Genomic DNA, 25,943 nt, shown 5'->3' with positions numbered 1-25,943 from the left:
TTTTGTTCCACTCTAGTGCTGAGGAGCAGCAGTGCTTTGTAAAAATGCGGTAAAAAATCTTCCCCAAAAACTTCCGGTTTTCCACTTGCTGACAAGAATAATATAGCATCTACACTTGCAAATTGCAAGTAATAAATCGGGGACTTAGCATAAAAAAGGGAAAAAGCACATGATTCAGGTAGTAAACCACCCACAGAAAAGTGCAAGCGCTGCAAGCTCAAAACGTCGCCAACTGCTGATAACCTCTATGCTCTGGATTGTTCAACTGGCGCTGGCATTTACCTTTTTGTCCGCGGGCATCATGAAATTGACGACTCCCATTGAGAAGTTAAACGCGTTGATGCCTTTACCACTACCAGTACTGTTTGTCCACTTTATCGGCTGCGCCGAGATAACCGGGGCGATCAGCCTGACCCTACCAGCCCTGCTGCGCATTCGGCCCGGTCTGACACCATTGGCTGCCTGTGGATTAATAATCATCATGATCGGAGCCACAGGGTATACGATTCTGGGCCAGGGTCCGCTAGCCGCACTGATGCCTCTGATCGTTGGCTTGCTCTGCCTATCTGTCGCCTATGGTCGCCGGACTACCCTGATTGCCGACCCGCTCTTTGGCCGCATCTTTAAGCAGCAGGCTTCACACTAACCTTATCACTATTGCGGTTCCGGTTTTATTAAACACAAACAGAAGAGTTTATAAAGATACTTGCGAAACACAAGCAAGCATCTTATAACACCGAACAAAACACCAGGGAAAGGTTGAGTACCCATGCATACAACCCTCATGGATCAGGATGCTATCAGCACAACAGACATAGATGTAATCAGTGCTGATTCTATGATAACGGCAATTGACAAAACACCACGCGCAATCACTAGCGCATTATTGTTTCTTATCGGCTGCATTACCTTGCTGATGACGGGATTCGCGATCATTATGCCAATCTTTCCGCAGCGTTTACAGGCCCTGGGACTGGGAGCCGAAACCCTGGCTCTGATGGAAGGGGCCTTTGGCCTGGGCATGTTCCTGTTTAGCACCCCGATGGGAACCTGGTCCGGACGCGTTGGTCGCAAGCCGGTGCTCTTTATTTCGCTGGCTGGATTTATCGTCACTAATATTCTGCTTGCACTGGTGAATATCCCGATCTTCTTTATTCTCATTCGCTTCGTTGAGGGTATGTTGATTGCTGGTCTGATGCCCGCTTCTATGGCCATGATCGGCGATACCATTCCGCTGCAGAAGCAGGGACGCTGGATCGGCTATATCACGACAGCCCAGGCGACCGGGATCGCGCTGGGGCCAGGCATCGGCGGCTTTCTGGCTCAGGTGTTGGGATTCACAGGTCCCTTCTTTCTATCAGCCGGTATCGCGCTGCTGGCTTCCCTGCTGGCAGTGTTTCTGGTGCCGGAGACGCTACCCCGCCAGAAACGCATGGTAACCAAGCAGCCAACTATAAAATCCAGCACAAAACGCTCACAACCCAGGGATGCTAGCTTTTACGGCCTGATCTGGCTGGTGGGTCCCTTCCTGCTGATCGACTTTGGCCTGATCTTTACCTATCCTTTTGTGTTCCCTCAGTATCCATTCTTCTTCGAGAAGGTATTGCACTACAGTACAGCCCAGTATGGCCTGGTGATCAGTGTCTTTGGTCTGGCGATGGCCATCTCGCCGCTCTTCCTGGGACGCCTCTCGGAAAGCTTGCCCAAGAAGTTGTTGATTATCACTGGTAGCATACTCTTCGGCACCCTCAATGCCTTCATGTTCATCGCTCCACTTTATCCGCTCCTGCTGGTGGGATCAGCGTTGGCGGGACTGGGTAGCGCCCTGGCAAGTCCCGCGCTAGGCGGCATCTACCTGGGCGTCTCAAATGAGCAGAATCGCGGCCAGTTGATGGGCATACGCGGCTCGGCCATCTCGGCCGCTGTCATGCTTGGGCCGCTGGCCCAGGCCCTGGTCGGCCACTGGATCACAGCCCAGATCACCTTCGCCATCGGTGTCATCCTCTCGCTGGCCCTGGTCGCCATCGCCTCCATTCTGCTGAAAAGTCCACGCCAGGATAGATAAATGACGAGCAAGGAACAGCAGGGAGACATGCCCGATTGGGCATGTCTCCCTGCTGTTCCTTGCTCGTCATTATTATTATGCATGTTAAGATATACTCATAAAGGATTTAACGAGAAAGGATGCTCATAGGTCATGACAACATTTCCAGTTAGTGTAGTTATTTTTCCCCCAACCACCCAGAAAGTGTTGCAGGGGATCAAAGAGGCAGAGGAGGCCGGCATTCCACGCGCCTGGGTGCCATCCTGGCCGGTTGGCCCCGATGGCTTTAGTATCGTGGCAGCCGCAGCAGTCCAGACGAACAAAATCGAACTAGCCACGGGTATCGCCATTACCTATCCCACCCATCCGCTGGCCCGCGCCAATCAGGCGCTGGTAATGGGTGAGCTCGCTCCGCACCGCTTCCGCCTGGGTATCGGTGCCAGCCACAAACCCGCGATCGAGGGAACCTACGGACTCAAATTCGGCAAACCACTCAGCCATACAAGAGAGTATATCGCCGTGCTGCGCGGTATGCTGTGGGAGGGACGCGTCGATCTCGACGGAGAATATTACCAGGTTCACGCGGAATTGCCAGCGGGAGTCACCCCGCCACGCACTCCCATTGTGGTAGCTGCCCTGCGCAGAAACATGCTTCATCTAGCTGGCGAGATGGCTGATGGGGCAATGCTGATCTGGTCGCCACCCTCTTACGTGCGCTCCGTCGCTATCCCCACCATGGAGGAGGGGGCACGCCAGACCAACCGTCCTCGACCACCACTAAGCGTGAGCGCACCTATCGTGCTGACAAAAGATTTCGGGATTGTGCGCAAGATCGCACAATCGGCCTTCGCGGTCTACTCTTCCTTCCCCACCTATCACCAGCTTTTCAAGGAGGCGGGTTATCCTCTCAATGCCGACAATACCCTCACTGATGAACTGATCCACGAACTCTTCCTATATGGGGATGAGAACACGATCCGCCAGCGCCTCTATGCACTGCACGAAGCGGGGGCCGACGAGATTGCCACCACCATCAATCCACACGACCCATCACGCAGCCACCACACCATTCTAGAGATCCTCGCCAGCCTCTAGTTACTCTAGCGCAGTCTCACCCAAGATGTGAGACTGCACTCGCCTGCACCATTGTATAATCCAGTCATGAGCAATCAGCTGGTAATAACTATTCAACGATTGAGGTCACCGCGATGAGTTCAAATGAAGATCCGCACGCATCAGCGAACAAACAAATATATGAAGTGAGTTCCAATTCTATTTTGCATGAGAGAGCTCAGCAGTATTATTGGGAAGGATTAGCGCCGCTTTCCATAAAGACCTTTTTCGGTGGGCGGGCCCTCTACACTCTTGGCAAGGGCTACTACGCGGTGAACGATGCCTCATACCTGATCGTCAACCAGAACCAGCCATATGCTATTACCATTGAGGCTTCGCAAAACGTTGAATCATTCTGCCTCTTTTTTGAGCCTGGACTGGCCGAAGAAGTCTATCGTAGCCTCATCACGCCCACCCGCGATCTCCTTGATAGTCCAGAGCCGGATCGCATTATTCCGCTCCACTTTTTCGAACGCACCTATCGGCATGGCGATCTTGTGTCTCCGCTCCTGCTTTCGCTACGCGCGCGACTCTCCAGAGGAAACTATGAGCAGGCATGGCTTGATGAGCGGTTCCACGAACTTCTGCAACAACTGCTCCAGGTCCATCTCAATGTCTATAAAGAGGTAGAGACGCTCTCTGCTCTCCGGGCATCGACTCGTCAAGAACTATATCGTCGACTCTACCGGGCCAGGGAATATGCCATAGCGTATCTGGAAAGACCTGTTACGCTGCGAGAGATGGCCATGGTCGCGGAGCTTTCACCCAATCATTTCATGCGCATGTTCAGGCATCTCTTTCGACAAACGCCACATCAGTTTCTCATTCAGCAGCGCATCGAACGCGCCCGAACCCTACTGACCACAACTGATCTCACAGTGACCGAGATCAGCCTCTCCCTTGGCTTCGAGAGTATGGGTTCATTTAGCTGGCTCTTCCATCAACGCGTTGGCTGCTCCCCAACAGCGTATCGCACCAAAAAAAGTGATTTTCGAGAAGCGCATCTCTCTTTTCTATGCCATACTCATCCTCAGATAGAACCCACATACATGCTAAAGGAGATGATTTATGGAGAGAAAAGCTGCCCTCGATCCAACCCTGGTCAATGAGTTTGTCGCCAATGCCCATGGCGATGCCGAGCGGGTCGCCGCGCTTTTGGAGCAAGAGCCGATGCTGATCAATGCCGCCTGGGACTGGGGTGGAGGTGATTGGGAAACAGCCCTGGGGGCCGCCTCACACATGGGCAGAAAAGACATCGCCCATTATCTACTAGAAAGAGGCGCCAGGATAGATATCTTCGCAGCCGCCATGCTGGGCCGGATAGAAATTGTTCAGGCTATCCTCCAGGCATTTCCCAATGCCCGCCACTTGCGCGGCCCCCATGGCATCTCACTGCTCGATCACGCCAGAGCAGGCGGTGAAGAGGCATCCCACATCGTGGAACTGCTTCAGGAGTAGTCACCGATCTGTCATCTTGCATCGCTATACTGTTGCCTGAATAAAGCTTTCGCTATAGTAGCGAGATCCTCAGACTGTAAAAAAATATCCATCGTGAGGATCTCACTTTTTATGAAAGGTAGCATGATGCTAAAACTAAGGCAACAAATAATCCGGGGAATGGTGATTCTAATCATCCTCATAATTGGCTTGGCGATGATATCTCCCTATATCCGTCTCAATCCAGCTCAAAGCCGAGTCATGCTAGATCCATCTTTCCCCCTGCACTATACTGTGCTCGTTATACATATCTTTCTCGCGTTCATCGCCCTGGTGCTTGGCCCATTCCAGTTTATGAGGGGAATACGTCAGCGGCATATCGCGCTACATCGCGCCACTGGACGCGTCTATCTGAGTTGTGTCCTTCTCAGCGGGACTGCTAGCATTATCGTTGGACTCTACACAGCCGACTTTACACGTCAGACGGCCTTCCTCATGCTGGCCGTGCTCTGGCTGCTGAGTGCGATTAAAGCGTACATCGCCATTCGGCAACGGCGAATCAACGAGCATTTCACCTGGATGGTACGCAACTATGCGCTTACCCTGGTAGCGGTTGTCGCCCGCATCATCGTCCCTTTGAGCATCGTGGTACAGCTGTTACGCGGACAGATCTCCCTTCCCATTAATATCACTGAGGTGCTTAACAAAACGCTTGGAACTGGCATCTGGCTGGCCATCGTGCTCAATCTGGTGCTAGCCGAATGGACTATCTTGCGCCGCATCCAAAAAAAGACAACAGAGAGGGATTAAACAGATGCTCAACTCTCCTCTGCCAAAACTTTAAGCATCGCTACCTCCGCGATCTAGCGTTCATGAATCAGCGAGCGGGGAACCTCTCCATAGGGCCAGCGTACTATACCATCGGAACAAATTTGCTGGCCCAGTTCAAGGTGTTAGGGGCAAATCCGATGGCGCGCAAATAAGTCGACGCCATACCAGACTGCTCTATCAACCAGTCAATCGTCGCATGGAACTCATTGATCGGATCAACCTGCTGAACTCGTTCCTCACGCACTCCCATCGATGAAAGGTAGACGATGCAAAAAACATTCTACTTAAGCACCTCGATAACAGCCGGAGCCAAGCCAGTGTAATCGACAGAGCTGGCTACACTAGAAATGCAGCTTTGAACCCATCTCGATTCTTCTCCCGTGTCTCCAGCTTCGACAGATCACCACGTTTCGACCAACACCAAGCTCTCATCTTTTCGCGGTTGCTGTCATCAATCTCATCCAGCCCGACGCATTTCTGGAGGGAAAGGAAACGGCGAAGACGTGCATCTCAGGCTTCGCCGTCCTGGCTCCTATGGAGCTCACTGGTTAATCAGGTTTGCCAACGGTATCTTGATTGCCCCTTATCCCTTCAATCACTTGCCATGCAGCTTTACGACATCGAGTGCCGTTTGTCGCTACCATCCCTTATTTTCCGGCCAGGCGGGAAACAACCGGGGCGAGCGTTTCCATGTGCGCTTCCACAATCTCGATACAATTGATGCCAAACAGCTCACGTCTCTTTTGCAATTCATCGGAGATCTGGTCAGTGGTTCCGATAAGTATTTGCATACAGTCGAGTGCCTGCCCACCGGTCAAACCAATGCGGTTCCCAATCTGCTGCGCGACTGGTTCCGGATGGTCGGTTACAGCGGCGATAAAGATGGTGGTGCTGAACTCAATCAGATCGAAGCGCTCCCCTGCAGCTTGCCGTACCCATTTCAGCTTTTCGCGATTGGCATCTGGCAAGCCGGAGGCCCAGTCCAGGCCTTCTGGAGTATTGCGGGCCACAAGGCCAATGATGTCGGCCTCGCGTGCCGCGATGGAAAGCATGCGTTTACCTCCTCCACCAATGTAGATGGGAGGGTGTGGGGTTTGGACCGCTTTGATCGCGGCCTTTGTGCCATCGACGCGGTAATAGTTGCCAGTGAACGTGACCTCTTCCTGGTGGAAATACGCCTTGATCAGCCGGATCGCCTCTTCAAAGCGCGAAATGCGGATACCAACTGGATCGAAGGGGATACCCGCCTGTTGATATTCCTTCGCGAAATATCCGCATCCAAGCCCGAGTTGGAAGCGCCCTTCTGAAAAGAGGTCGAGGTTCGCAGCCTGGCGTGCCAACAACAAGGGGTGGCGGAAATCGTTGCAGAAAACGTGGCTCCCAATCCGCAAGGAGGTCGCATCCGCCACAGCCATCAGGCTCACGGCAGGATCGATCTCATAATTCAAATGATCAGGCACCAGAAACGTCGTGTATCCCAGATCCTGAGCACGCTGAGCTTTGGCAAGCCATTCGCGCCGAGATGCGGCACGTTCGGCGACAACGCTAAAGTGAAACGGACGAATAGTCGTCATAAATACATGTTCTCCTTCTCCCAAATATCAACAAAAATAATAGGTTAGTTTGAGGACATCGAGTTGGTGACTCTTATACTCTTTGCGGCAGAAGATTTCTGCCCTTGAGGTCTGATTCTTCCCCACATTTACAAAAGGAAAAAGGAAGACAGACTCAAAATACGTGTCACTGCCCTGCATCATACTGGATAGTACAGAACCACAAAAAAGGGTACTGGCGTGGGGCAAGGTTCCCAGAGCCTGGATAGATTTCTTTCTCTCTTTACTTGCTTTAATGTATAACATCTTCTATCATCATGACAAACACAATCCTTCTCTTGATCTAGAAACTATTTCTTTCGCCGATATTTTCACTGGTTCACGAAAAAGAGACCAGAAAGCATAGATTCCCATATATGTATCATCAGGGAGGTCATGCCATATTTTTGGACATACATTATATGTAGCTATATATGGCTACCATAGGGTATTTCTTGACAAACAAAGCTGATCTTTTTTACCATATTCACGGAGGATAAAGGAAAGATCCTGGCGGGCACAATGGTTCACATCCTCAACAATGATATCTTATTTATGCATTGCTTCTTTGCTTCACGTATTCTCTCTTTCACATGATCGCGCGATGAGCTTGCCCTTTGTGGTGTAGAGTCATCCGTTGTGCATACGAGAGAACTGCAGCCACGTCTGCTAGCATGTGAGCTCATCAGTGTGCTGCATCCATTGTTGCTTTTTGAGGAAGAGTTGAACCATTTTGACACACTCTTTCTTAATGCTCTCTTTTTTCCGTTATTTTCCTTTTTTGTGTATAGAGGTAAAGGAGCAAAGAAGATGGCAAGACAAGACCATCTTTACATTCTCAAGCAGGGCACCACTCAATGGAACCTGTGGAGGCAGCAACACCCAAACGTCGAACCTGATCTGAGTCAGGTGGACCTTCGCAAAATCGATCTTAGAGGTATTAATTTCAGCAGGGTAAACCTGCGCTTTGCCAATCTTGGGTCCGCGACCCTCCAGGATGCTAATTTGCAGGGCGCCAACCTCAATCTTGCATCACTGCGTTCTGCCAATGTCCAGGCGGCCGATCTCCGTGGGGCAGACTTATCAGCAGCCGACCTCACCGATGCCGATTTGAAGGGTGCTAATCTCAGCTCAGCAAACCTTCGAGCCGCCGATCTCACCGGTGCCGATATGCGGGCGGCGGACGTTACGCAAGCGAACCTTGACGGCGCAATTCTCGACAACGTCAGATGGCGGGAGCGGTGGTGGGATCGCTTTCGCTAAAACGACAAAATGACCTGAAGATCTTCCCTCTACCGTATAGCATTCTCTGAAAGAGGGCGCGCCTGGGCGCACCCTCTTTCAGAGAATTATAATTTAGGTTGTTCCCTTCTGTCCCTTGATTGACCCATGTGTGTCCCCTGAGTTGAAGCGGGAGTGTTGTCTATGGGTTGCCTCATGCCTGTCTGCAATTCCACAATAATCGCGTCGAGGTGTGTGCCCGTGCGATGAAGTTGTACCGGCCTGCCAGCCCTGGCCTTTCGAATAGCATCCACCAGTTGCGCCGTATGGGCTTTGGCTCGTTCGAGTTCCGCTTCTGCCTGGCTTGAGCTTTGAAGGCGGGCAATCAAGTTGTTAAGGGATAGGCTGATCCTCCAAAGTACGTTGTCCTGTGTCAACGGAGCGCGCGCGGTGAAGTTGCCATTGGCAACCTCTACATGCGTCTGCAAAATAGCTTGGGTTCCCTGCTCTAACTGCTGCTTGAGGGAGATATCCTGTTGTTGGCGCTCAACTTCGCGGCGCTCTAACTCCGCAACCACTTCTGCGCGGTCCGCGCGCTTGAGCGTCTGATTCAAACTGCTGATCGCCACGAAAAGGACCCCCGCAACTATTATTGCCAGGGTTATAGGGCGCAGGAAGATGTCGTAAGGGTTCGCGGCCAGCACGGCAGCAAACTCGGCTGTGTGGGGCAGATATAAAATAGAGAGAACGGTAAACGCTATATTAAAGAAGGTCACCACGAAGACCGACCGTGGATCCAGCAAGGTAACAGACACAAATTCCGCTTGAACAAACAGATCGAATTGGGGGAGGACATAGGTCGTTAGTCCACCCGAACCAAGGGCAGGTCCAAGAATCGAGAGAATGAGACCAACCTCAATGCCGATAACGACGAGAATACCGGCGACCATGAGCTTCCCTAGCTTGTTAAAAACAAGAGCGACGATGTCGATGAAAACGGGAATCAGTAAAATAAAGATCAATGCCTTGTTGGGACCAAATATGGCGGCCGGCTCGGCAGCAAGAACCAGGAGTATGATCATCAAGAGAACGAAGCTGGTTAGCCTTCCACGGCGCGACAGATCTCGCTGTTGCAACGTAGCATCTGCGGAAACGGGAGCGGGGGCTGTAAACCGATACCACCACCGCAAAAGACTCGTGTCTTTTTGAGGCTCCTGATTGATCACTGATGCAGGACCGATATTGGCCTGGCTTCGCGAAGGATGTTGTCCCGTGCGCAAGCCTGATGCGTCTCTACTCACAAGAAATATTCTCCTTACCAGGGGTTTTGTTCGATAACGACATTACATTGATATACGTCAATATAATAATATTATGCTTTCCATCAGTTTAACATGGAAAGCATCGAGTTGCTAGCACCTCTGTATAGACGCTCCTTTGCGTTCTTCCAGGGCAAGTGCATGAGAAAGGTACCACGAGGCAATAACGGGTAGCACTGAAAATACTAGAACGATAAAACCAAAGGCATAGGTAAACATACCGGTTTGCTCTTTGATCAAGCCAATGATTGGCGGCCCCACAATCGCGACGGGTGATGCCAGAACCGCGATCAGGCCTTGCGCAACGCCAGACCCAAACGCCTGTTGCTTTCCATGGTGAGCGGCCGTACTAAAAATGGCAGCGTACGGCAATGTGGTCCCTAGAGAGAACATCAGCAACCCACCGCATGCAATGGGGAGCGTGCCAATTGGCAACGCCAGAATGATCAGTCCGAGAAACGCCATCAGCGTTCCCCCTCGTATGAGAAAAATTGCTCGCTGAGAGCGCGCCAGAATTATGCCACCCAGTGGCCGGAAGAGGGCACCAGCGAAGAGAGCCAGTGAGCCTAGTCCGGCAGCTAGCGGGAGCGACAATCCATAGCTGACTGCGAAATAAACCGCTAGCCAGGCGGTTACGGCGTTGCCAAGCCCGAAGGTCCCCATATTGGAGAGTCCAAGCGTCCAGATCACACGTGATCGCACTCCAGCCGCCAAGTCAGCTTGCTGATGGGAATCTCTGCCACGCTCGTCGATTACTTTGGGAACAAAAAGCCAGGCAAATATAGCAAGCAGGCCGAGCAGGCCACTAGCAACGAAGGTACTTTGCCAGCCGATGAGAGCTAACAACGAAGGGGTCGCAACGAGACCCAGGCCCGCTCCCAATTGGGCAGCTCCTCCATTGAGGCCTTGCGCGAGCGCTTCGTATCGTCCCAACTGAGCGGTAGCATGGGATCCCGCGACCAGCGCGATCCCTGCTCCCAGGCCGGTAAGCGCACGGCACACAATCATCCAGGAAAAGGTGGGGATGAGTGGGCAGAGGAACGCGCTTAAGCTGACCAGGAATAGAGAGCCAAGCATGGTTCGGCGTGCCCCGAAAATATCGGAAAGGATACCACCTGGGATATTAGCCAGGGCCAGACACAAAAAAAGGACGGCGGAGAAGAGCCCGATCTGACCGCTGGTGACGTGCAGAATATGCTGCAGCAGTGGGATTAGTGGACCGTAATTTGTAAAGTTGATGCAGATAGCGATCGGGGCCAGGCAAATTGCGACGAAGTGCCCGGCGACGCGAGACATCTTTTGCGTCGCCGGTTGAGAACGATGGGAGAGGGTGTCGCGTACTGGTAGCCTGTCCATCGAGCCTCTCACCGTCAACGGGGATCGGTTCTGGAACACCTGGTTGGTCGTACCCATCGGTCTCGTCCTTGTCCCAATCTTCTCCGGCAATTGTTTCACATGGGATGGTACGCTTGAGCTTTGGTGTCGCAGTTGCGCAATTCGTCGCGTTCTAGAACGTGCCGCAGCTTTCCTTTTTTTCATCTGTCTACTCAATGATTGTGTTCCCTCAGCTATCATCTTCACCGCGAATCTCGCGAAATCTTTAAGATGAGAATAGCTAATATAAAGATTGCAGTCAATCAATTACTTGTCCATAAGTACTAATGATTATATGTGTTACCTATTTGTAACACATATTCACAATGTAGTTGTGTTACAGATGTGAATCACCTAAATCTATTTTTGGGTAACTCTTTTTGTATTCCCTCGTTCAGATCAATTCTCTCCCCCTTCCAAAAATGGTATATCCGCCTCAGAAACTTGACATGTATCTTAAAAACCTGTTACTTTGTAAAACAATGATGTAAATCAGCTGCTCAGACACGGAGGAGCAGAGCCCTAGAAAGAAGGTGTTATTCATCTTTGCATTAAACAAGAAGTTTATCCACTGATTAACCGTTTCTCCCTGTACTGCATATGCAAGGGAGTAAACTTACTGCTAATATTTATTTTTTTCTAGTGCAACTTGCATTATTTCTTTTTTCTGCGTCCCGGAGGACATTATGGGATATATCACTACTACAGGCCAGAGGAGGAAGCGTAGATGACCTCTTCTAGGCCTAATTCGAATGAGCAAAAGCTCCTTCCCCAGGCAATCCTTGATATGAATTACGCCTTTGCGCGTACCGCGATGCTCGTTGCATCAGTTCGCCTTCACCTCTTTACCCATCTCGCCGAAAAAGCACTTTCCCCTGCTGAACTCGCAAGCCGTACACAGACGCGACGCGAGTCAATGGAACGGCTCTTAAGGGGCCTGGAAGCGCTCGGACTTGTCAAAGGAGACGGCGACACCTATCATCTAACTCCCATAGCTGATGCATTTCTCGTAGAAGGAAAAGATTCTTACCTGGGAGGGGATACCCTGGCTATGGTTGATTATGTGCCAGCGTGGTTTGAGCTCGACCAGACCATGCGCTCATCTGTCCCCTATCGCGATCTCGGTTATGCCAGGACTGCAGAAGCCTTTTTTGCTCCACGCGTCGTTGATCTTTTTCCGCTGGTTTTTCCAATCGCGCGCCGGACGGCTTCCGAACTCCCACTCGCCAGATCGTCCGATGCAAATCTAAGTATCCTCGATGTCGGAGCGGGAAGCGCGCCCTGGAGTGCGGGATTTGCGTTTCAGTATCCATCGGCTCAGATAACCGCCCTCGACTTTCCAGAGGTTATCAAGCAGGGACGGAAGCATATTGCCGAGCAAGGACTTGCAGATCGCTATACCTGGATTGCACGGGATATGGAAGAGTTCGCGTATCCATCACATTCGTATGATCTCATTCTCTGCGGTCATGTCTGTCGTTTCATCAGTGATGAACGCTCAAAAGCGCTGATCGCGAAACTGGTAGAGAGTTTGCGTCCAGGGGGAACGTTGTTGATTGCGGATGTATTCTATGCGCCGGATCACGCCAGCCCACCGCCAGCTATTACGCTGGATCTTTCTATGCTTGTCAATACGCAACAGGGCCGCATCCGAACGGTAGCAGAGGTCACAAGCTGGTTGGCTGATGCAGGGCTGCAAGACGCGCGGAGCTTCCATGTCGCTGGACCGTTCCCAGTAGTGGTAGCCAGGAAAGGGGAGAACCTGTAATGCGCCGTGTCGTTATTGCTGGACTGGGAGTTGTTTCTCCGGTTGGTATTGGAAAAGATGTTTTCTGGCAGAATCTGCTCGACGGGGTTTCTGGGGCGGTGTCGCTTGGACAGGCTACCTGCTCTCCACTTTTCGGGCATCATCAGTTTGGGGCGCAAGTGGTCTGCGAAGTATCGGACTTTGATCCCGAGCGTCACCATGTGCCTTCCGCCTATCAGACCGCGGATCGGTTTATCCAGTTCGCCCTGGCCGGGGCGCACCAGGCATTTCTGGATGCTCGCCTCGATCAGTGCTCATGGGATCGAACGCGTGTTGGGGTGACGCTGGCAACCGCTATCTGCGGAACACAGACCCTCGACGAAGAATTTACGAAGGCGACAAACAACGAGGATGATAGCTATGCGCCGGATGGCGTTTCGCCTTTTCTCTACTCCGCCGCAATGGGAAACTCGGCTGCGCTCGCTGTCGGTGCCCGCTACGGTTTTCAAGGAGAGTGTACCACGCTATCAACGGGGTGTATCGGTGGACTGGACGCGATTGCCTATGCATACGAGAGCATTGCTTACGGAGATCACGATGTCATGGTTGCCGGGGCTTCTGAAGCACCCATCTCCCCGATTACCATCGCAGCCTTCGATATCATTAACTGCCTTTCGCGCCACCAGGAGCCTGCCACGGCGTCTCGGCCGTTCAGCGTTGATCGAGATGGTTTTGTTCTCTCCGAGGGGTGTGGCATCGTTATTCTTGAGGAGCTTGAGCATGCACTAAATCGCCAGGCACCGATATATGCAGAGATCACGGGATGTGATGTCGTCGAACATGCAGTGCACATGACCGATATGTCTCCAGAAGGACGCGATCTAGCGCGCGCCATCAATGGAGCCTTACGCCAGGCCCATCTACCACCAACCGCGATCGACTTTGTCAACGCTCATGGGACCTCGACCCCGCAAAATGATTATTTTGAGACGCTGGCACTGAAAACCTCGCTTGGTTCGCACGCAACCGCTATCCCTGTGAACTCAACGAAATCGATGGTAGGTCATGCGTTAGCGGCCGCCAGCGCGGTTGAAGTTGTGGCCTGTGCGTTGAGTATGCATGAGCAACGGATCCATCCTACCATAAACCTGACCAATCCCGACCCGCGCTGCGATCTGGATTACGTCCCAGACCACTCACGGTCTCAGGCCATGACCCGCATGCTGACCACAGCAAGCGGCTTTTCTGGCCTCCACGGGGCCATGATTATCGAAACTTGCCCAACAGAGGATGCACGATGGAAAAAATAGTGATTACTGGCATGGGGGTCATTTCTCCGTATGGGATTGGCTCTGACATTCTGTGGGATAAGCTGATGCTGGGAGAGAGCGGATTAAAGGAATTGACAAGCTTTGATACGTCACACCTTCAATGTCACGTGGGGGGACAACTCCAGGATTTCCGGTCTGATGCCTATCTTAAACCCCGTCTCACACGTAAGCTCGATCGCTTCTCGACCTTTGGGCTGCTGAGTGCCCAACTGGCGCTCCAGCATGCCGGATTGCTCGACGAGGAGAAAAAAACCAGGTGGAATGGTCAGGAGGAGAAAAGCCATCGTGTCGGCATCACGGTGGGCAATAACCTGGGGGGATGGGGATTCGCCGAGCGCGAGCTGCGCCACCTGTGGCGTTCAGGGCCGCGCGACGTCAATCCGCACATGGCCGTCGCCTGGTTCCCGGCCGCCGTTCAGGGGAATCTCTCTATTCATTTCGGCATCAAAGGAATTGGGCGCACATTCCTTAGTGATCGGGCGAGCGGAGCCCTGGCCCTCATCCACGCTGCTGAGTGTCTCCAGCGTGGTCGCGCTGATATCATGCTCGCGGGAGGAACTGAGGCGCCGTTTTCCGCGTATGCCGCGCTCTGTTATGAAACATCCGGGTTGATGTCTCAGCAAACCCGAGGCCGATCAACGGCGGCGTATCGACCGTTTGATCGCGAACACGACGGGCTGATTGCCGGTGAGGGTGCCGCTTTTTTCGTACTCGAGCGTGCGCAAGATGCGCAGAAGCGTGGTGCCCCTATTCTCGCAGAGATCGCGGGCTGGGCCTCAACCAATGATGGATACGATTTCGTGAAGCCTGCCCCGGATGGAGTCCGCTATGCCGCAGCAATGACAGAAGCTCTGCGAAAAGCTGGTGCGCAGGCTGAGGAACTGGATTGCCTCTTCGCGGCTGGTTCAGCAGTCCCCGAGGAAGATGTCTCGGAGACACGTGCCATTCATCTGGCGCTGGGAGAGAAAGCGATGCAGGTCCCTGTCTCGGTTCCTAAGGCGGCCTTTGGGAACCTCTTTGGAGCGGCGTTCGCCGTCGATATGGCGATTGCTCTGCTCGCAATGCGCCAGCGGGTAATCCCCTCGACTCCCCATCTTGAACAGCCAGCCCCGGAGTGTGACCTTGATTATGTGAGGGGCACACCTCGTTCGATCGATACCTTCGATTATAGCCTGATCAACGCGCGCGGTATTGGAGGTGCTAATGCCTCCATGGTCCTGCGGAGGTGGGAAGGGGAAGCAGCGTTGGAGCAGGCCCGGTAATGTTGACAGCGATATTTTTCTAGTCTCATGGCCTATTTATGCTCGTTTTTTTGTAAAGGAGATATTTCATATGACGCATAACTCTCGCGAACAGGATATTTATCCTCGTGTGGCAACAATTATTCGCCACCAGGTAGACGAAGATGACGAGATCACATTAGATACTGATCTGTTGACCGATCTCGGTATCGAATCGCTCAGCTTCATTGAGATCGGGCTTGCCATGGAAAAAGCGTTTGGGCAGCAATTCCCTATTGCCGATCTGAAACGTTGTACGACGGTTGGAGATCTTGTTCAACTGGTCATAAAAAAGGTACCAGAAGAAGAGGCCGCAAGCAAATGAGTGAGTGGCCCGAACAGAAAACGCGTGAAATAGCTGATGGGATATTTGCCATCATCCATGGTAACGGCGAAATGGGCGTCTCCAATGCGTCTTTTATCGTCGAGCAGGGACACGCCCTGGTCGTCGACACGATGACGTTTCCAGAGATGGCCATGCAGATGGCTCGGGAGATCAAACGCCAGGGTGCAAATGTGGAACTGGTGGTCAATACCCACCACCACGTGGATCATGTGGGGGGAAACGCGGTCTTCTCTCAGGCTCGCATTCTGGCGCACCCACGTTCAATTCAGGCAGGTCGACAACTGGGACTGCCGACATCCACCTATGACCATCTGATGCCTCGCTTCAAGGGGCGCTTCGCCGATTTGAAACTGGTAGAGCAGGAACCCTTGCCAGATCATCTGGTTGTACCACGGGATGGACAGATCCTCTCATTTTCGCCTGCGCATACTGCAACTGATCTGGCGGTGTGGTTCCCTACGGCGCGCGTCCTGATCACGGGCGATATAGGCTTCAAAGGGGTGGTTCCACTTGCCCTCAATGGCCTGATTTCCGGCTGGATCGAGGCCCTGGATGCTCTGATTGCTCTTGATCCAGTGGTCGTCGTCCCTGGCCATGGGGCTCTTGGGACACGCGCCGACCTGGAAATCTTGCGCGATTATTTTCTTTCCCTGGAACAGTTAGGCCGTGAGGCGGTGCTAGCTAACCAGTCTTTGCGGGATGCGCTGGCCGCGTTTGATCCCGGGCCCCTTACAGAATGGCTCGAATCCGAACGTCACGCCATTAATTTGGAGCGTGCAATGAAAGAGGCCCGAGGGGAAATCAATCGCTCGGATCTCACAGCAGCGCTCCTCAGTCGCCCGCTTGAGTAAGGGCAGGGGGATACAGTTCTCCCAGACCGATAGAGAAACAATTATACAAAAAAAGAACACGGAGAAGAAAGATGCCACAAGCACAAGCATCAATTGTTATTGCCCGCGATCCCGATACTATTTTCGCCATCACCAACGATATCGCACGCTGGCCAGAGCTGTTCAAAGAGTACAGCAAAGCCACCGTTCTCTCCTTTGAGCGCTCTGGCCGCTTTGCCAGGATCGAATTCGAACTGACCAATGCAGAAGGCGAGACCTGGCAGTCCTGGCGCATCCTGGACTATGAAAAGCGCGAAGCCATTGCCCAGCGAGGAAATCCCAAATTTCCCTTTTTCTACATGCATTTGACCTGGACCTATGAACCGGTAGATGGAGGGGTTCTCATGACCTGGACGCAAGATTTTGAGATGGATCCAAAGGCTCCTGTCACCAATGAACAGGTTCTGGCGCGGATGACCAACCATATGCAGGAAAACCAGAAACACTTCAAAGAAGTGCTCGAATCGATGCCTGAAGCCGCGCGCTAAGCTCGTTCGGCGCGGATAAAGAGATGCGCCTGTCCGGATATAATATGTACTAGATTCCAGCAAAGGAAAAACAAAACATGAAAGAGACAGAAGAGGTTGTTGCCATCACAACAATCAAAGAGCATCAGCCAATCTGTACTATGATCAATACGCTTACGGTCAAACCCGAAAACCAGCAAACATTGATGACATACCTGAAAGAAATGACGGAAGAAGTTGTGGTAACCGCGCCTGGCTTTATCAGTGCCAATTTCCACCTGAGTAAAGACGGCACGCGAATCATCAACTATGCGCAGTGGAGAAGCCTGGAGGATCTTCAGGCAATGTTGCGGCAAAATCCACACCATGTCCAGCGCTGTAATGAGCTCTCTGAGCACATCGAGATTCGATTCGATCTTGAGGTCGTGTATTGCGCCTATCCGAGTAAAGCTCGCGTCCAGGAGCACGCCTAGTCTCGTTCCCTACGCGAATGGCAAGCATTGGCCGTTTGTCTGGAATAGAACAGGAGACTCCCCGAACGAAAATATGGAGCCGTCTAAGAGCCGAAGCGGTTCGTAGACGGCTTCCCCCATCTACAGGGGCGTTACATACAGGTATCCATTCTATAAAAGCAAGAGTCAGAACCGCTCTTTTGAAAGGTAGGATATATGGCGATCACGGAGAAAGCAACGCCGATGAAAAACGCGCCGTTGCGCGTGCCCCCGCGCACCAAATTGACTGGCGAACAATTTGCAGGAGACTGGACGCCAACACACGCATCCCAACCGGATTATGGCATCCTTTTCATTCCTGATATTGCTATTCCATTGCCCGATGGCACAATTTTGCGGGGAGATCTCTACCGGCCTGATGCTGATGAGGCTTTTCCCGTGCTCCTGGCCTGGTCGAGCTACACCAAAGAACTGCAGAATACCGGTCTCCCACTTCCCATTAATGAGGTGGGGCAGGTCAGCTACCTGGTCGCAAGAGGTTATTGTCACCTGACGGTAAACGCCCGCGGCGCAGGGAAATCCGCCGGTCAGCATATGATGCACTTTTCGCCCCAGGAACATAAAGATGTGGCGGATGTTATTGAATGGGCGGCGACACAACCATGGTCCAACGGGAATATAGGCATGATCGGCATGTCCTATTTTGCCGCCATCCAATACCTGGCGGCAGCACAGCAACCACCACACCTGAAGGCTATCTTCCCCTACCTCGGATTTACCGACCTCTATCGACATTTCGCCTATCATGGTGGAGCGTTTCACTCGGGTTTCTTTGCGCCCTATTATACCTTTGTAGGGTCGACACAGTCGCTTTCGGTGCCCCCTGTACTCCGTCATCTGGGGAGCTATCTGCTCAATCGGAATTGGATTCAGAGGCGGATCACGAGCTTCTTTTTCAAGAACGAAGAAAAGATGCCGCAGCAGATGCATCCGGAGGGCGAGTGGATGCGGGACTTCGCCCAGCTCGCGTTTGATGAACCCTATGATGGACCGTTTTACCGAGAAAAGTCTGCCTGGCCCGTGCTCGACCGTATTCAGATCCCCGTCTGCATTGGGACAAACTGGGCCAATCCCGGTATTCATTCGCGGGGAGCGTTTCAAGCCTGGCATGGCATTCACGCGCCGAAAAAGCTGTTCATCGGCCCCCCAGACCCGCGGTGGCCCTGGTCGAACTATCACGGGGAATTGCTGGCCTGGTATGATTTTCATCTGAAGGGCATGGATACGGGCGTCAACGAACAGCCTCCGGTCCGCTACTGGCTGCAAGGGGCTGATTGCTGGAAGAGCGCCACGGATTGGCCAATCCCTGACACGACGACGCAGCGACTCTACTTGCACGCTCGTTCAGAGCGAAGTGAGGATAGCCATGTGCTGCAGGCGACGCATCCCACTCAGAGTACTACGCTCCAGTTTGCCGCTATCCCACGAGGAACAAACTACCCCAAGGAGCTCGAAAAGCATATCAGCCAGAGGTTGACTTACCTCAGCGAACCTATGCTTGAAGATACCGAGGTCGTGGGACCGGTCAAGCTCCAACTCATCCTTTCTTCCACTGCCATCGATACACACGTGGTCGCGCGGCTGAGCGATGTCGCTCCCGATGGGACTGTCCGCCTGCTCTCCTTCGGGTGGCTGCAAGCCTCCCATCGCAGAATTGACGAGCAGCTCTCGCGCCCCGACGAAATTATCCATGAACATCGCCATCCAGAAGCCTTAACCCCATCACAGCCAGTTTGCCTGAGCTTTAGCTTGACGCCCACGGCAAACCTCTTTAAGAAAAAACATCGCCTTCAATTGGAGATCGGCAGCCGCCCCGATCTGTTAAAGGCGACGGTCTTTGACGGTTTTATTTATTTCCCCTACGAGGCCCCACCGTACCTGGCTCGCAATACTGTTTTTCATGGGGAATCCGATACATCCTATCTCGAGGTATCCATCCGCGGAAAGGATGGAGTTCCACTGCCCGATGCATAGAGAGTGTCTGACACTCATCACCCTGGAGGGACGTGAACGCCCCTGCACGCGCGTCCGCTACGCGGACGCACTGGTTTTGTGTATTGGTGCAACAGGGGCGCTTTCGCGCCCCTGTTGCACCAATACACCATGGAGTTGTGAGCACCAGAGATGCGAAAGCTCAAGCGTGCTGCAGGCGATGATCATGAGAATCAGACACTCTCATAGACTGCCGTGCAGGGCTACTAATCGAAGGAGAGGAAACGCCATGGGTCGCCTCAGTCATGAACACCGACGTTTCCCGCATAGCGCCGTACCAAATGTCATAATAGTTTCATTCCCCATGGGTGTTGGTTGATCACCACTAAGACCAGGAAATTTCAATTCATGAACTGCACTAAGCTGAGGATAGTCCGTTACCTGTTGAAATGTCCTGGCCTCAGCCTTAGACAGTGGTATATAACTATATTTGACGATCGCCCGGTTGCCGTTGAGATAGGCGCTGTCCACGGTAAATTTCAATGTGCCCAGCGTACTGGTCTTAATGGTCTGAGTTTGCTTGATCAGCTGCTCATAATACACCTGCATAGAGGGAGGTTTGCTTTGAAATATATGGAAACAGTGGTCGTCTTTACCAGCAAGAAAGGAGATGGTTATAGCAAAGGAATCTGAGCCGGAACTATGTCCGGCTAACGGGCGAAGCGTTGGGCATTGCGGGCGCGTGCTTTGGCGGCCTCCTCGGCGCGATCCTTAGCGGGCGCGTTCGTCTCCAGCGAGTCGAGCAGGGTTCTGGTGGATGCCGTAATTTCCTCGACGGCGGCCCAGAATGCCGCTTCGTTGGCTTTTGATGGCTGGTTAAAACCACTCACCTTGCGTACAAATTGTAATGCCGCCTGCTGAATCTCTTCCTCGGTCACAGCTGGCTCAAAATTGAAGAGAGGCTTAATATTTCTACACATAAATGTTACCTTTCCAGGCCAGAGCTCACTGGTGCTGCAAATAAAGTGACCAGCATCCCTACCTTACTGGTCAATAAAATATATCCCTGAAGTAGCTATTCTTCCTACCCTGGGCTAAAGTGGAAAAACTTGAGTTTTCACACCTGTGATGCTCGCGAGTCAGTTTTGTGTTGGTGCATAGGCTACGCGAATGCGCAGCCTATGCACCAACACAAAATAACAGTGCGGCCGCACACGCGGACGCCTGTGTGGAGGCTCTCACGTCTCCACACGATGACGGGAGTCAGGCACATTCTTTGATGCCCAGGGCGCAGACGGTGGAGACCGGCTTCATAGATTTAAACTCCAGCCTGGTCTGTTGAAAACCTGCCTGTTTCAGTGTAGATAGAAGCCCGGCACCGATGTCTTTGACTTCCTGGTCCGCTTTGGCCCAGACCGGCTGAAGGATGAGGGCAACTCTTCCGCCGCGCTTGAGGACACGATACATCTCTTTTACGCCGGTAAGTTGATCGGGCCAGATCTGTATCGAGTTGGCGGACAGCGCCACGTCAAACCAGTTATCTTCAAATGGGAGGGTGAGCGCGGAGCCTTCTTTCAAGACAACCTGCTTGCTCTGGATAGCCTTCTTATTGCGCCGTGTGGCTTGTCTGACCATCAACGATGAAGCATCAACCCCGGCCACAAACCCTTCCGGTACCCGAAGTGCCATTTCTTGAATCAAAGCGCCAGGGCCAAAGCCAACTTCGAGGATATGATCATTGGGACGAAGATCAAGCAGTGAGATTGTCCACAGGTTGCGCTGCCTGGTCATATAGGCCATAATCATGGCGCCCAGCCGACCGGCCAGCCCCTGGGGATGCGCAAATGCCGCGTCTAGCAGTGTCATGAGTCAGTCTATCCTCCTTCTTTATTATTACCACCTTCTTCTCTTTCCCTATACGATTTATCTTCATAGCGGTTATAGAACAAAAATGCGCTTTGATCCATCTGTCGGCTTACATATCTATTACGAGAAAGGCATTGGAGGTGCGCCCTGGAGCATCCTGCGGTATAGCTCGGAGGCGCTATATCTCAGCGACGGATCACGCACAAAAATGCGTACGGTGGGATGGTCAAAAATGGAGAAACTGGGATCGGAGTCGCTATCATTTAAGGTGATTCCCAGCAGATGCGGATGATTTTCAAAGCGGGCGGCCAGGCGAAAACCCAGCCGACCCTGAAAGAGCATGTGATAATAGTGGCTGGTGACGGGATAGTACTGGAGCAGGCGCGTCGCCGGTTGATCCCAACGGTCTGATGTCAGTACGAGCACATCGCTGTTCGCCAGCGCGGCTGTCAGGGCCCTGATCTTGGCAGGATTATCATAGCTATACATATCCAGGCCTGACACAGCAAGGTGAAAGTCCTGCTGAGGATTATGATTGTCGATCGCAACTGGTATAATGACGTCTCCCTGTTCATAGATGATGTGGCTACTATACGTGAGGTGTGTAAACATCCAGCGGGACGCCTGGATTAAGGTGCTGGGCTGGCTATAAATGTTGATCATCGCCAGGCCCTGAAAAATCGTTGTCAGCAAGACCAATCCAATCAAAGTATAGGCTGGAATCGCTACATGCGCCCGGTCGGTAGAGGTTCTTCGGCTCATGCGTATAGTAGTAAAAGCGGCCAGGGACGCCGCAGCAATAACAATCAGTGCTGAGTAAAGCGGCAGCATGTAGCGTACGTACTTCACGTAGAGGCCCCCCGCCATACCGCCATAAACCAGTATCCAGGACAGCATGATCAACCAGCACCCGGCCCGCATCTTCATGGTCCTCCAGGTCAGCCAGAGCAGACCTCCACCAGCACTCAGGGCCAGCATTGGACCCAGTCCCCAGAGGAAGATGTTTTGTATCTCATAGAGGTAAGGGATCGTATCCTCAAACTGGATGGTATAGGGCATGAGAGCCTTACCTGTAGACATGTTCCCCTGGTCGATCACCTGCTGCAAAAAATTACGCCAGTCCAGCAGAGCGTATGGCATCGACAGCATGAAGGTCAGGCAGGTGGCGAGAATCACCATGGCCAGGGCCATCGGGACAGTTGCGCGCCGCTCTCGCCGCCAGCGCAGCAGCAGCGCGATCCCCACCGGAACCGCCAGGGGAGCAGCGCTGACTTTGGTGGCCAGGGCCAATCCATATCCGCATCCGATCAACAATGCTACACGCAGCGGCGTCCGTGTCTCCACCAGAGTGACGCAGCCCAGCAGGGTCAGTGTCACCAGAAAGAGCAGCATCGCATCTACCGTACAATAGTGAGACTGCTGCACCTGGAGCGGCGAAAAGGCGACCAGCATCGCAGCCACTATTGACACCGCACGCGGTGAAAGGACAACGTATCGATCAGATAAGCATAACCGGTATGCAAGCAAACCAGTAATGAGAATGGTGCCGCTATCCATGATTGCCGAAACACAACGTCCAGCAAGGTTGAGGTTAGTATAGGTAAAGAAATCAGGAAAGAAGAATGCAATGGTGTGCCCAAGCAGGGCCAGTAGATAAATGGGGAAGGAACCATAGGCAAAGAAATGTGGATTGAGTGGCGATTGAAGCGGATCAAAAAATTGGGGCACACTCGTAGGCCACGCGACCCTCAAGGCATGGGAGACAATAAAAGGCTCATCAGGGTGAAACAATTTTCCCTGGTCCCAATTTAAACCATATACCCGGAGCAGCAATCCCAGGTAGGACAGTAACCCCAGCATCCATGGTTGCCAGTCGATTAACCGCTTCGTTAATTGCAGGGTTGCTGGCTTCTCAATCAATACCATACGCTTCATCACATCACTCCCTCCACGTAGCCCGGCCGCCATTTCTTGTTGATCAGCGCATACCATCTAATGTGTCATTATGTCCACAACACTAAAATATTTTCTAATATTCCATTCTCCTCATTTAAAGTATAAATTACCTTAAAACTCAAAACATGCAAATGCTCTAACCGGAGATATGGGTGGATAAGCCATTGGAGATAAATTCTATCATGGATTCAAAGACGCTCTCTGGCAACTCATCGTTGTTCATTTTTTGTCCACCTTGCGGAGGCCAGATTAACCAGCGTAGAGCAATGAAGTGGCCGATACCCATCAATGTATAGGCGATCGCTTCTGGATCAAGTTTGCGAATAGTACCATCATCCATCGCTTCCTGCAGGCCGCGAACGTAGCCCTGGCTGATCTTATGATAGTAGGCATAAAACGCCTCGGGCGCCACGCGCTCCGCCTCCTGGACAATACTGTAGATGCGTCGGTGTCTGGCGACAAAATTGAAAAAAGCTCGGAAGCCGCGCCGCTCAACCTCGATGCGATCAGGCGCGCCGGCGATGGCTGCACGCATCTCTGCCCGCAGGCGCTCGCCAATATCTGTGACCAGTTCCTCGAAGATGGTACGCTTGCTATGGAAATAGATATAGTACGTGCCCTGCGCGACACCCGCGCGCCTGGTAATCTCTGAGATGCTGGCCTCATAATACCCCAGTTCGCCAAAGACCTCTTCGGCGGCATCCAGAATCTTGCGCCGCGTCGCCTCTCCACGTGCCGTGACGGGCATTAAAGGATTCTCGGTCTCATTGCCTTTACTCATCATCACCCCTTTAGCTTCATGCTAATATGATACATGACCCATGTATCATATTATACAATACCTGCTCTATATCTCTGGTATATGGGTCAAAGCAGCCGCGTACACAGTTCAGCCTCTTCAATGAACATTGTTTTGAGCAACGCGAGAACGGAATGTCCGGGGTCGCGGGCGCGAAATATGCGGCTTTCAGGACACATTATATGGCAATTTATACGACTATCACAAATTGTGAGGACAGTAGAAGATTTGACCCATTTCTTATACAATATCAAAGAAGAGATTCAACACAGAACAATGTGGTTCGATACGGAGGTGATCTATGGCGTTCATTACCCTTGGCGAGTGGCTAGCGCACCGCGAATTTCTCAGTCCTTATAAAGTGGGATTGATCGATGAGGAGACTGAATCCCACTTTACTTATCGCACGCTCAACCTACGTGCCCGTGCCCTGGCCGCTTATCTCCAGCAGCAGTATCATCTGCGCCAGGGTGAGCGCGTAGCGGTCGTAGCCTTCAACGCGCCTGAGTACCTGGATGCTTTTTTTGCCTGTGCACTGCTGGGAGCGATCCTGGTTCCGCTTAACTGGCGCCTGACCGCACATGAGTTGGGAAGCATCCTGAACGATTGCCAGCCAGCGTTGCTGCTCTATGACTCCGCCCATGCGGAACTGGCTCGGTCCCTGCAACGTACTGGCCAGGTTCGCTCTCTGCTTACCTTCGATGATTTTCCTGGCGAGCAGGCCGATCTGTCCAGCCAGATTCATCCGTTTACCTCGGTGGATGGTGAGGAGATAGCGCTCATTCTCTATACCTCGGGGACAACTGGCCTGCCCAAAGGGGTGCTGCTCTCACATCGTATGATTACCTGGAACGCTATCAATACTCAGATCAGTTGGGGACTGCGCGACACAGATATCGTGCCGACCTTTGCCCCTTTCTTCCATGCCAGCGGCCTCAATGTGTTAACCACTCCCCTCTATCACCTGGGTGGAACTGTCGTGCTGCTGCGTGGATCATCATCCCAGGCTATCATGTCGGTCATCGAGCGGCGGCGCTGTACAGTTGTGTTCGCGGTCCCCACCGTCTTTCAACAGATGTTGCAGCATCCAACATTCACTGGCAGTGACTTTTCCTCCGTGCGCTTCTTTATTACCGGTGGATCGCCCTGTCCGCCGCACGTTATCACGGGCTACGCCGAACGTGGCCTGGGATTTCGCCAGGGGTACGGGTTGACCGAGGTAGGAGTAAACTGCTTTAGCCTGGCCCCCGAATATGCCGTCAGCAAAGCTGGCTCGGTTGGGCATCCCGTCTTCCATTCGCGGGCCCGCATCGTCGATGAATTCGATCATGATGTACCACCCGGCGAGATTGGCGAGCTTATCCTGGCGGGGCCACACGTCTGTTCTGGCTACTGGCAGCAGCCAGAGGCCACGGCCAGCGTCTACCGCGATGGCTGGTGGCATACGAGAGACCTGGTACGCCAGGACGCCGACGGCTTCTACTATATCGTCGGACGTCAGAAAGATATGTTTATCTCCGGTGGCGAGAATATTTATCCGGCCGAGGTCGAAAACGTGATCATCACCCATCCGGAGGTGCTGGAGGTAGCGATCATTCCACAACCTGACGCGCGCTGGGGCGAGGTGGGACTGGCGGTGATCGTGCCCCGCGTTCCCGGCAGCGTAACGCCAGAGGAGATCCTGAGCTTTTGCGCGGAGAAACTCGCTCGCTATAAGCTTCCCAGGGCTATTCGCTTCGTGGAGGCCCTACCCCGCAATGCCATGGGCAAGATAATGAAGGTCGAACTGGTGAAAGAGTTCCAGGTAACATAGGAAAACGCCTCTCCGTCCGCCTTCCAGTTTTGCCCGGCTGAAAAAGAATCCCATCTACATACCGCAGAGTCTG

25 protein-coding genes are annotated in these 25,943 nt (G+C 52.7%); 16 read left to right on the top strand and 9 right to left on the bottom strand.

Going from position 1 to position 25,943, the window contains the following annotated elements:
* The first annotated feature begins 169 nt into the window (after positions 1 to 169).
* The 6 genes from KTT_RS35000 (at position 170) to KTT_RS34975 (ending at position 5,404) form a co-directional block, all read left to right on the top strand.
* On the top strand, positions 170 to 646 hold the full coding sequence (locus tag KTT_RS35000; protein WP_126602816.1) for a DoxX family protein: 477 nt from the start codon (positions 170 to 172) through the stop codon (positions 644 to 646).
* Between the two features lie 123 nt (positions 647 to 769).
* Positions 770 to 2,065 carry an MFS transporter gene (locus KTT_RS34995; RefSeq protein WP_126602813.1) on the top strand — a complete coding sequence of 432 codons (1,296 nt, stop codon included), beginning with the start codon at positions 770 to 772 and terminating at the stop codon, positions 2,063 to 2,065.
* Positions 2,066 to 2,197: 132 nt separating this feature from the next.
* Positions 2,198 to 3,139 (top strand): LLM class flavin-dependent oxidoreductase, encoded by a 942-nt coding sequence (locus tag KTT_RS34990; protein WP_126602810.1) that lies wholly within the window; start codon positions 2,198 to 2,200, stop codon positions 3,137 to 3,139.
* Positions 3,140 to 3,252: 113 nt separating this feature from the next.
* Entirely contained in the window at positions 3,253 to 4,266 is a 1,014-nt protein-coding gene (locus KTT_RS34985) for a helix-turn-helix domain-containing protein (RefSeq protein WP_126602808.1), read from the top strand.
* Positions 4,226 to 4,615 (top strand): ankyrin repeat domain-containing protein, encoded by a 390-nt coding sequence (locus KTT_RS34980; protein WP_126602805.1) that lies wholly within the window; start codon positions 4,226 to 4,228, stop codon positions 4,613 to 4,615. The genes KTT_RS34985 and KTT_RS34980 overlap by 41 nt, the downstream gene beginning before the upstream one ends.
* A gap of 240 nt (positions 4,616 to 4,855) precedes the next feature.
* Positions 4,856 to 5,404: a DUF2306 domain-containing protein gene (locus KTT_RS34975; RefSeq protein ID WP_160146367.1), complete on the top strand. Its 549-nt coding sequence runs from the start codon at positions 4,856 to 4,858 to the stop codon at positions 5,402 to 5,404.
* A gap of 103 nt (positions 5,405 to 5,507) precedes the next feature.
* Here the strand turns inward: KTT_RS34975 and KTT_RS36370 are convergent, their stop codons facing one another.
* Both KTT_RS36370 and KTT_RS34970 read right to left on the bottom strand, forming a co-directional pair.
* Complete coding sequence (locus KTT_RS36370) at positions 5,508 to 5,669, bottom strand: hypothetical protein (protein ID WP_160146366.1); 162 nt, start codon at positions 5,667 to 5,669, stop codon at positions 5,508 to 5,510.
* A gap of 403 nt (positions 5,670 to 6,072) precedes the next feature.
* A complete protein-coding gene (locus KTT_RS34970) occupies positions 6,073 to 6,999 on the bottom strand; it encodes a TIGR03621 family F420-dependent LLM class oxidoreductase (RefSeq protein ID WP_126602801.1) in 927 nt (308 codons plus the stop codon).
* Between the two features lie 828 nt (positions 7,000 to 7,827).
* Here KTT_RS34970 and KTT_RS34965 point away from each other — a divergent pair.
* The gene (locus KTT_RS34965) at positions 7,828 to 8,280 is read left to right on the top strand and encodes a pentapeptide repeat-containing protein (RefSeq protein ID WP_126602799.1); all 453 of its coding nucleotides are present in this window, start codon (positions 7,828 to 7,830) and stop codon (positions 8,278 to 8,280) included.
* A gap of 86 nt (positions 8,281 to 8,366) precedes the next feature.
* Here the strand turns inward: KTT_RS34965 and KTT_RS34960 are convergent, their stop codons facing one another.
* Both KTT_RS34960 and KTT_RS34955 read right to left on the bottom strand, forming a co-directional pair.
* Positions 8,367 to 9,539, bottom strand: a complete 1,173-nt coding sequence (locus KTT_RS34960) for a hypothetical protein (protein ID WP_126602796.1) — start codon at positions 9,537 to 9,539, stop codon at positions 8,367 to 8,369.
* Between the two features lie 111 nt (positions 9,540 to 9,650).
* The gene (locus KTT_RS34955; protein WP_160146365.1) at positions 9,651 to 10,970 is read right to left on the bottom strand and encodes an MFS transporter; all 1,320 of its coding nucleotides are present in this window, start codon (positions 10,968 to 10,970) and stop codon (positions 9,651 to 9,653) included.
* A 688-nt stretch (positions 10,971 to 11,658) separates the two neighbouring features.
* On the opposite strand from KTT_RS34955, the gene KTT_RS34950 reads away from it, so the two are divergent.
* From KTT_RS34950 to KTT_RS34915, 8 genes are all read left to right on the top strand, one after another.
* Positions 11,659 to 12,699 carry a class I SAM-dependent methyltransferase gene (locus KTT_RS34950; protein WP_126602792.1) on the top strand — a complete coding sequence of 347 codons (1,041 nt, stop codon included), beginning with the start codon at positions 11,659 to 11,661 and terminating at the stop codon, positions 12,697 to 12,699.
* On the top strand, positions 12,699 to 13,988 hold the full coding sequence (locus tag KTT_RS34945) for a beta-ketoacyl-[acyl-carrier-protein] synthase family protein (protein ID WP_126602790.1): 1,290 nt from the start codon (positions 12,699 to 12,701) through the stop codon (positions 13,986 to 13,988). The genes KTT_RS34950 and KTT_RS34945 overlap by 1 nt, the downstream gene beginning before the upstream one ends.
* A complete protein-coding gene (locus KTT_RS34940) occupies positions 13,976 to 15,271 on the top strand; it encodes a beta-ketoacyl-[acyl-carrier-protein] synthase family protein (protein WP_126602788.1) in 1,296 nt (431 codons plus the stop codon). The genes KTT_RS34945 and KTT_RS34940 overlap by 13 nt, the downstream gene beginning before the upstream one ends.
* A gap of 70 nt (positions 15,272 to 15,341) precedes the next feature.
* Positions 15,342 to 15,614 carry an acyl carrier protein gene (locus KTT_RS34935; RefSeq protein WP_160146364.1) on the top strand — a complete coding sequence of 91 codons (273 nt, stop codon included), beginning with the start codon at positions 15,342 to 15,344 and terminating at the stop codon, positions 15,612 to 15,614.
* Positions 15,611 to 16,486 (top strand): MBL fold metallo-hydrolase, encoded by an 876-nt coding sequence (locus tag KTT_RS34930; protein ID WP_126602783.1) that lies wholly within the window; start codon positions 15,611 to 15,613, stop codon positions 16,484 to 16,486. Before KTT_RS34935 ends, KTT_RS34930 begins: the two co-directional genes overlap by 4 nt.
* Before the next feature lie 71 nt (positions 16,487 to 16,557).
* The gene (locus KTT_RS34925) at positions 16,558 to 17,013 is read left to right on the top strand and encodes an SRPBCC family protein (protein ID WP_126602781.1); all 456 of its coding nucleotides are present in this window, start codon (positions 16,558 to 16,560) and stop codon (positions 17,011 to 17,013) included.
* Positions 17,014 to 17,090: 77 nt separating this feature from the next.
* Positions 17,091 to 17,465, top strand: coding sequence for an antibiotic biosynthesis monooxygenase family protein (locus tag KTT_RS34920; RefSeq protein WP_126602779.1), 375 nt, complete (start codon positions 17,091 to 17,093; stop codon positions 17,463 to 17,465).
* Between the two features lie 195 nt (positions 17,466 to 17,660).
* A complete protein-coding gene (locus tag KTT_RS34915) occupies positions 17,661 to 19,478 on the top strand; it encodes a CocE/NonD family hydrolase (protein WP_126602776.1) in 1,818 nt (605 codons plus the stop codon).
* A 261-nt stretch (positions 19,479 to 19,739) separates the two neighbouring features.
* On the opposite strand, the gene KTT_RS34910 is transcribed toward KTT_RS34915, so the two are convergent.
* The 5 genes from KTT_RS34910 to KTT_RS34890 form a co-directional block, all read right to left on the bottom strand.
* The gene (locus KTT_RS34910) at positions 19,740 to 20,045 is read right to left on the bottom strand and encodes a hypothetical protein (RefSeq protein ID WP_126602774.1); all 306 of its coding nucleotides are present in this window, start codon (positions 20,043 to 20,045) and stop codon (positions 19,740 to 19,742) included.
* A gap of 101 nt (positions 20,046 to 20,146) precedes the next feature.
* Positions 20,147 to 20,416, bottom strand: a complete 270-nt coding sequence (locus KTT_RS34905) for a DUF2277 domain-containing protein (protein WP_126602772.1) — start codon at positions 20,414 to 20,416, stop codon at positions 20,147 to 20,149.
* Positions 20,417 to 20,699: 283 nt separating this feature from the next.
* Complete coding sequence (locus KTT_RS34900; RefSeq protein WP_126602770.1) at positions 20,700 to 21,302, bottom strand: class I SAM-dependent methyltransferase; 603 nt, start codon at positions 21,300 to 21,302, stop codon at positions 20,700 to 20,702.
* 120 nt (positions 21,303 to 21,422) lie between these two features.
* Positions 21,423 to 23,237, bottom strand: a complete 1,815-nt coding sequence (locus tag KTT_RS34895) for a glycosyltransferase family 39 protein (RefSeq protein ID WP_160146363.1) — start codon at positions 23,235 to 23,237, stop codon at positions 21,423 to 21,425.
* Positions 23,238 to 23,394: 157 nt separating this feature from the next.
* Positions 23,395 to 24,042, bottom strand: a complete 648-nt coding sequence (locus tag KTT_RS34890) for a TetR/AcrR family transcriptional regulator (RefSeq protein ID WP_126602766.1) — start codon at positions 24,040 to 24,042, stop codon at positions 23,395 to 23,397.
* A gap of 316 nt (positions 24,043 to 24,358) precedes the next feature.
* Here KTT_RS34890 and KTT_RS34885 point away from each other — a divergent pair, with 316 nt between their 5' ends.
* A complete protein-coding gene (locus tag KTT_RS34885; protein ID WP_126602764.1) occupies positions 24,359 to 25,870 on the top strand; it encodes a class I adenylate-forming enzyme family protein in 1,512 nt (503 codons plus the stop codon).
* The last annotated feature ends 73 nt before the right edge of the window (positions 25,871 to 25,943 follow it).

Origin of the sequence: Dictyobacter aurantiacus (assembly GCF_003967515.1) — a bacterium.
GTDB lineage: Bacteria > Chloroflexota > Ktedonobacteria > Ktedonobacterales > Ktedonobacteraceae > Dictyobacter > Dictyobacter aurantiacus.
This window is presented reverse-complemented; position numbering and strand designations above follow the sequence as displayed.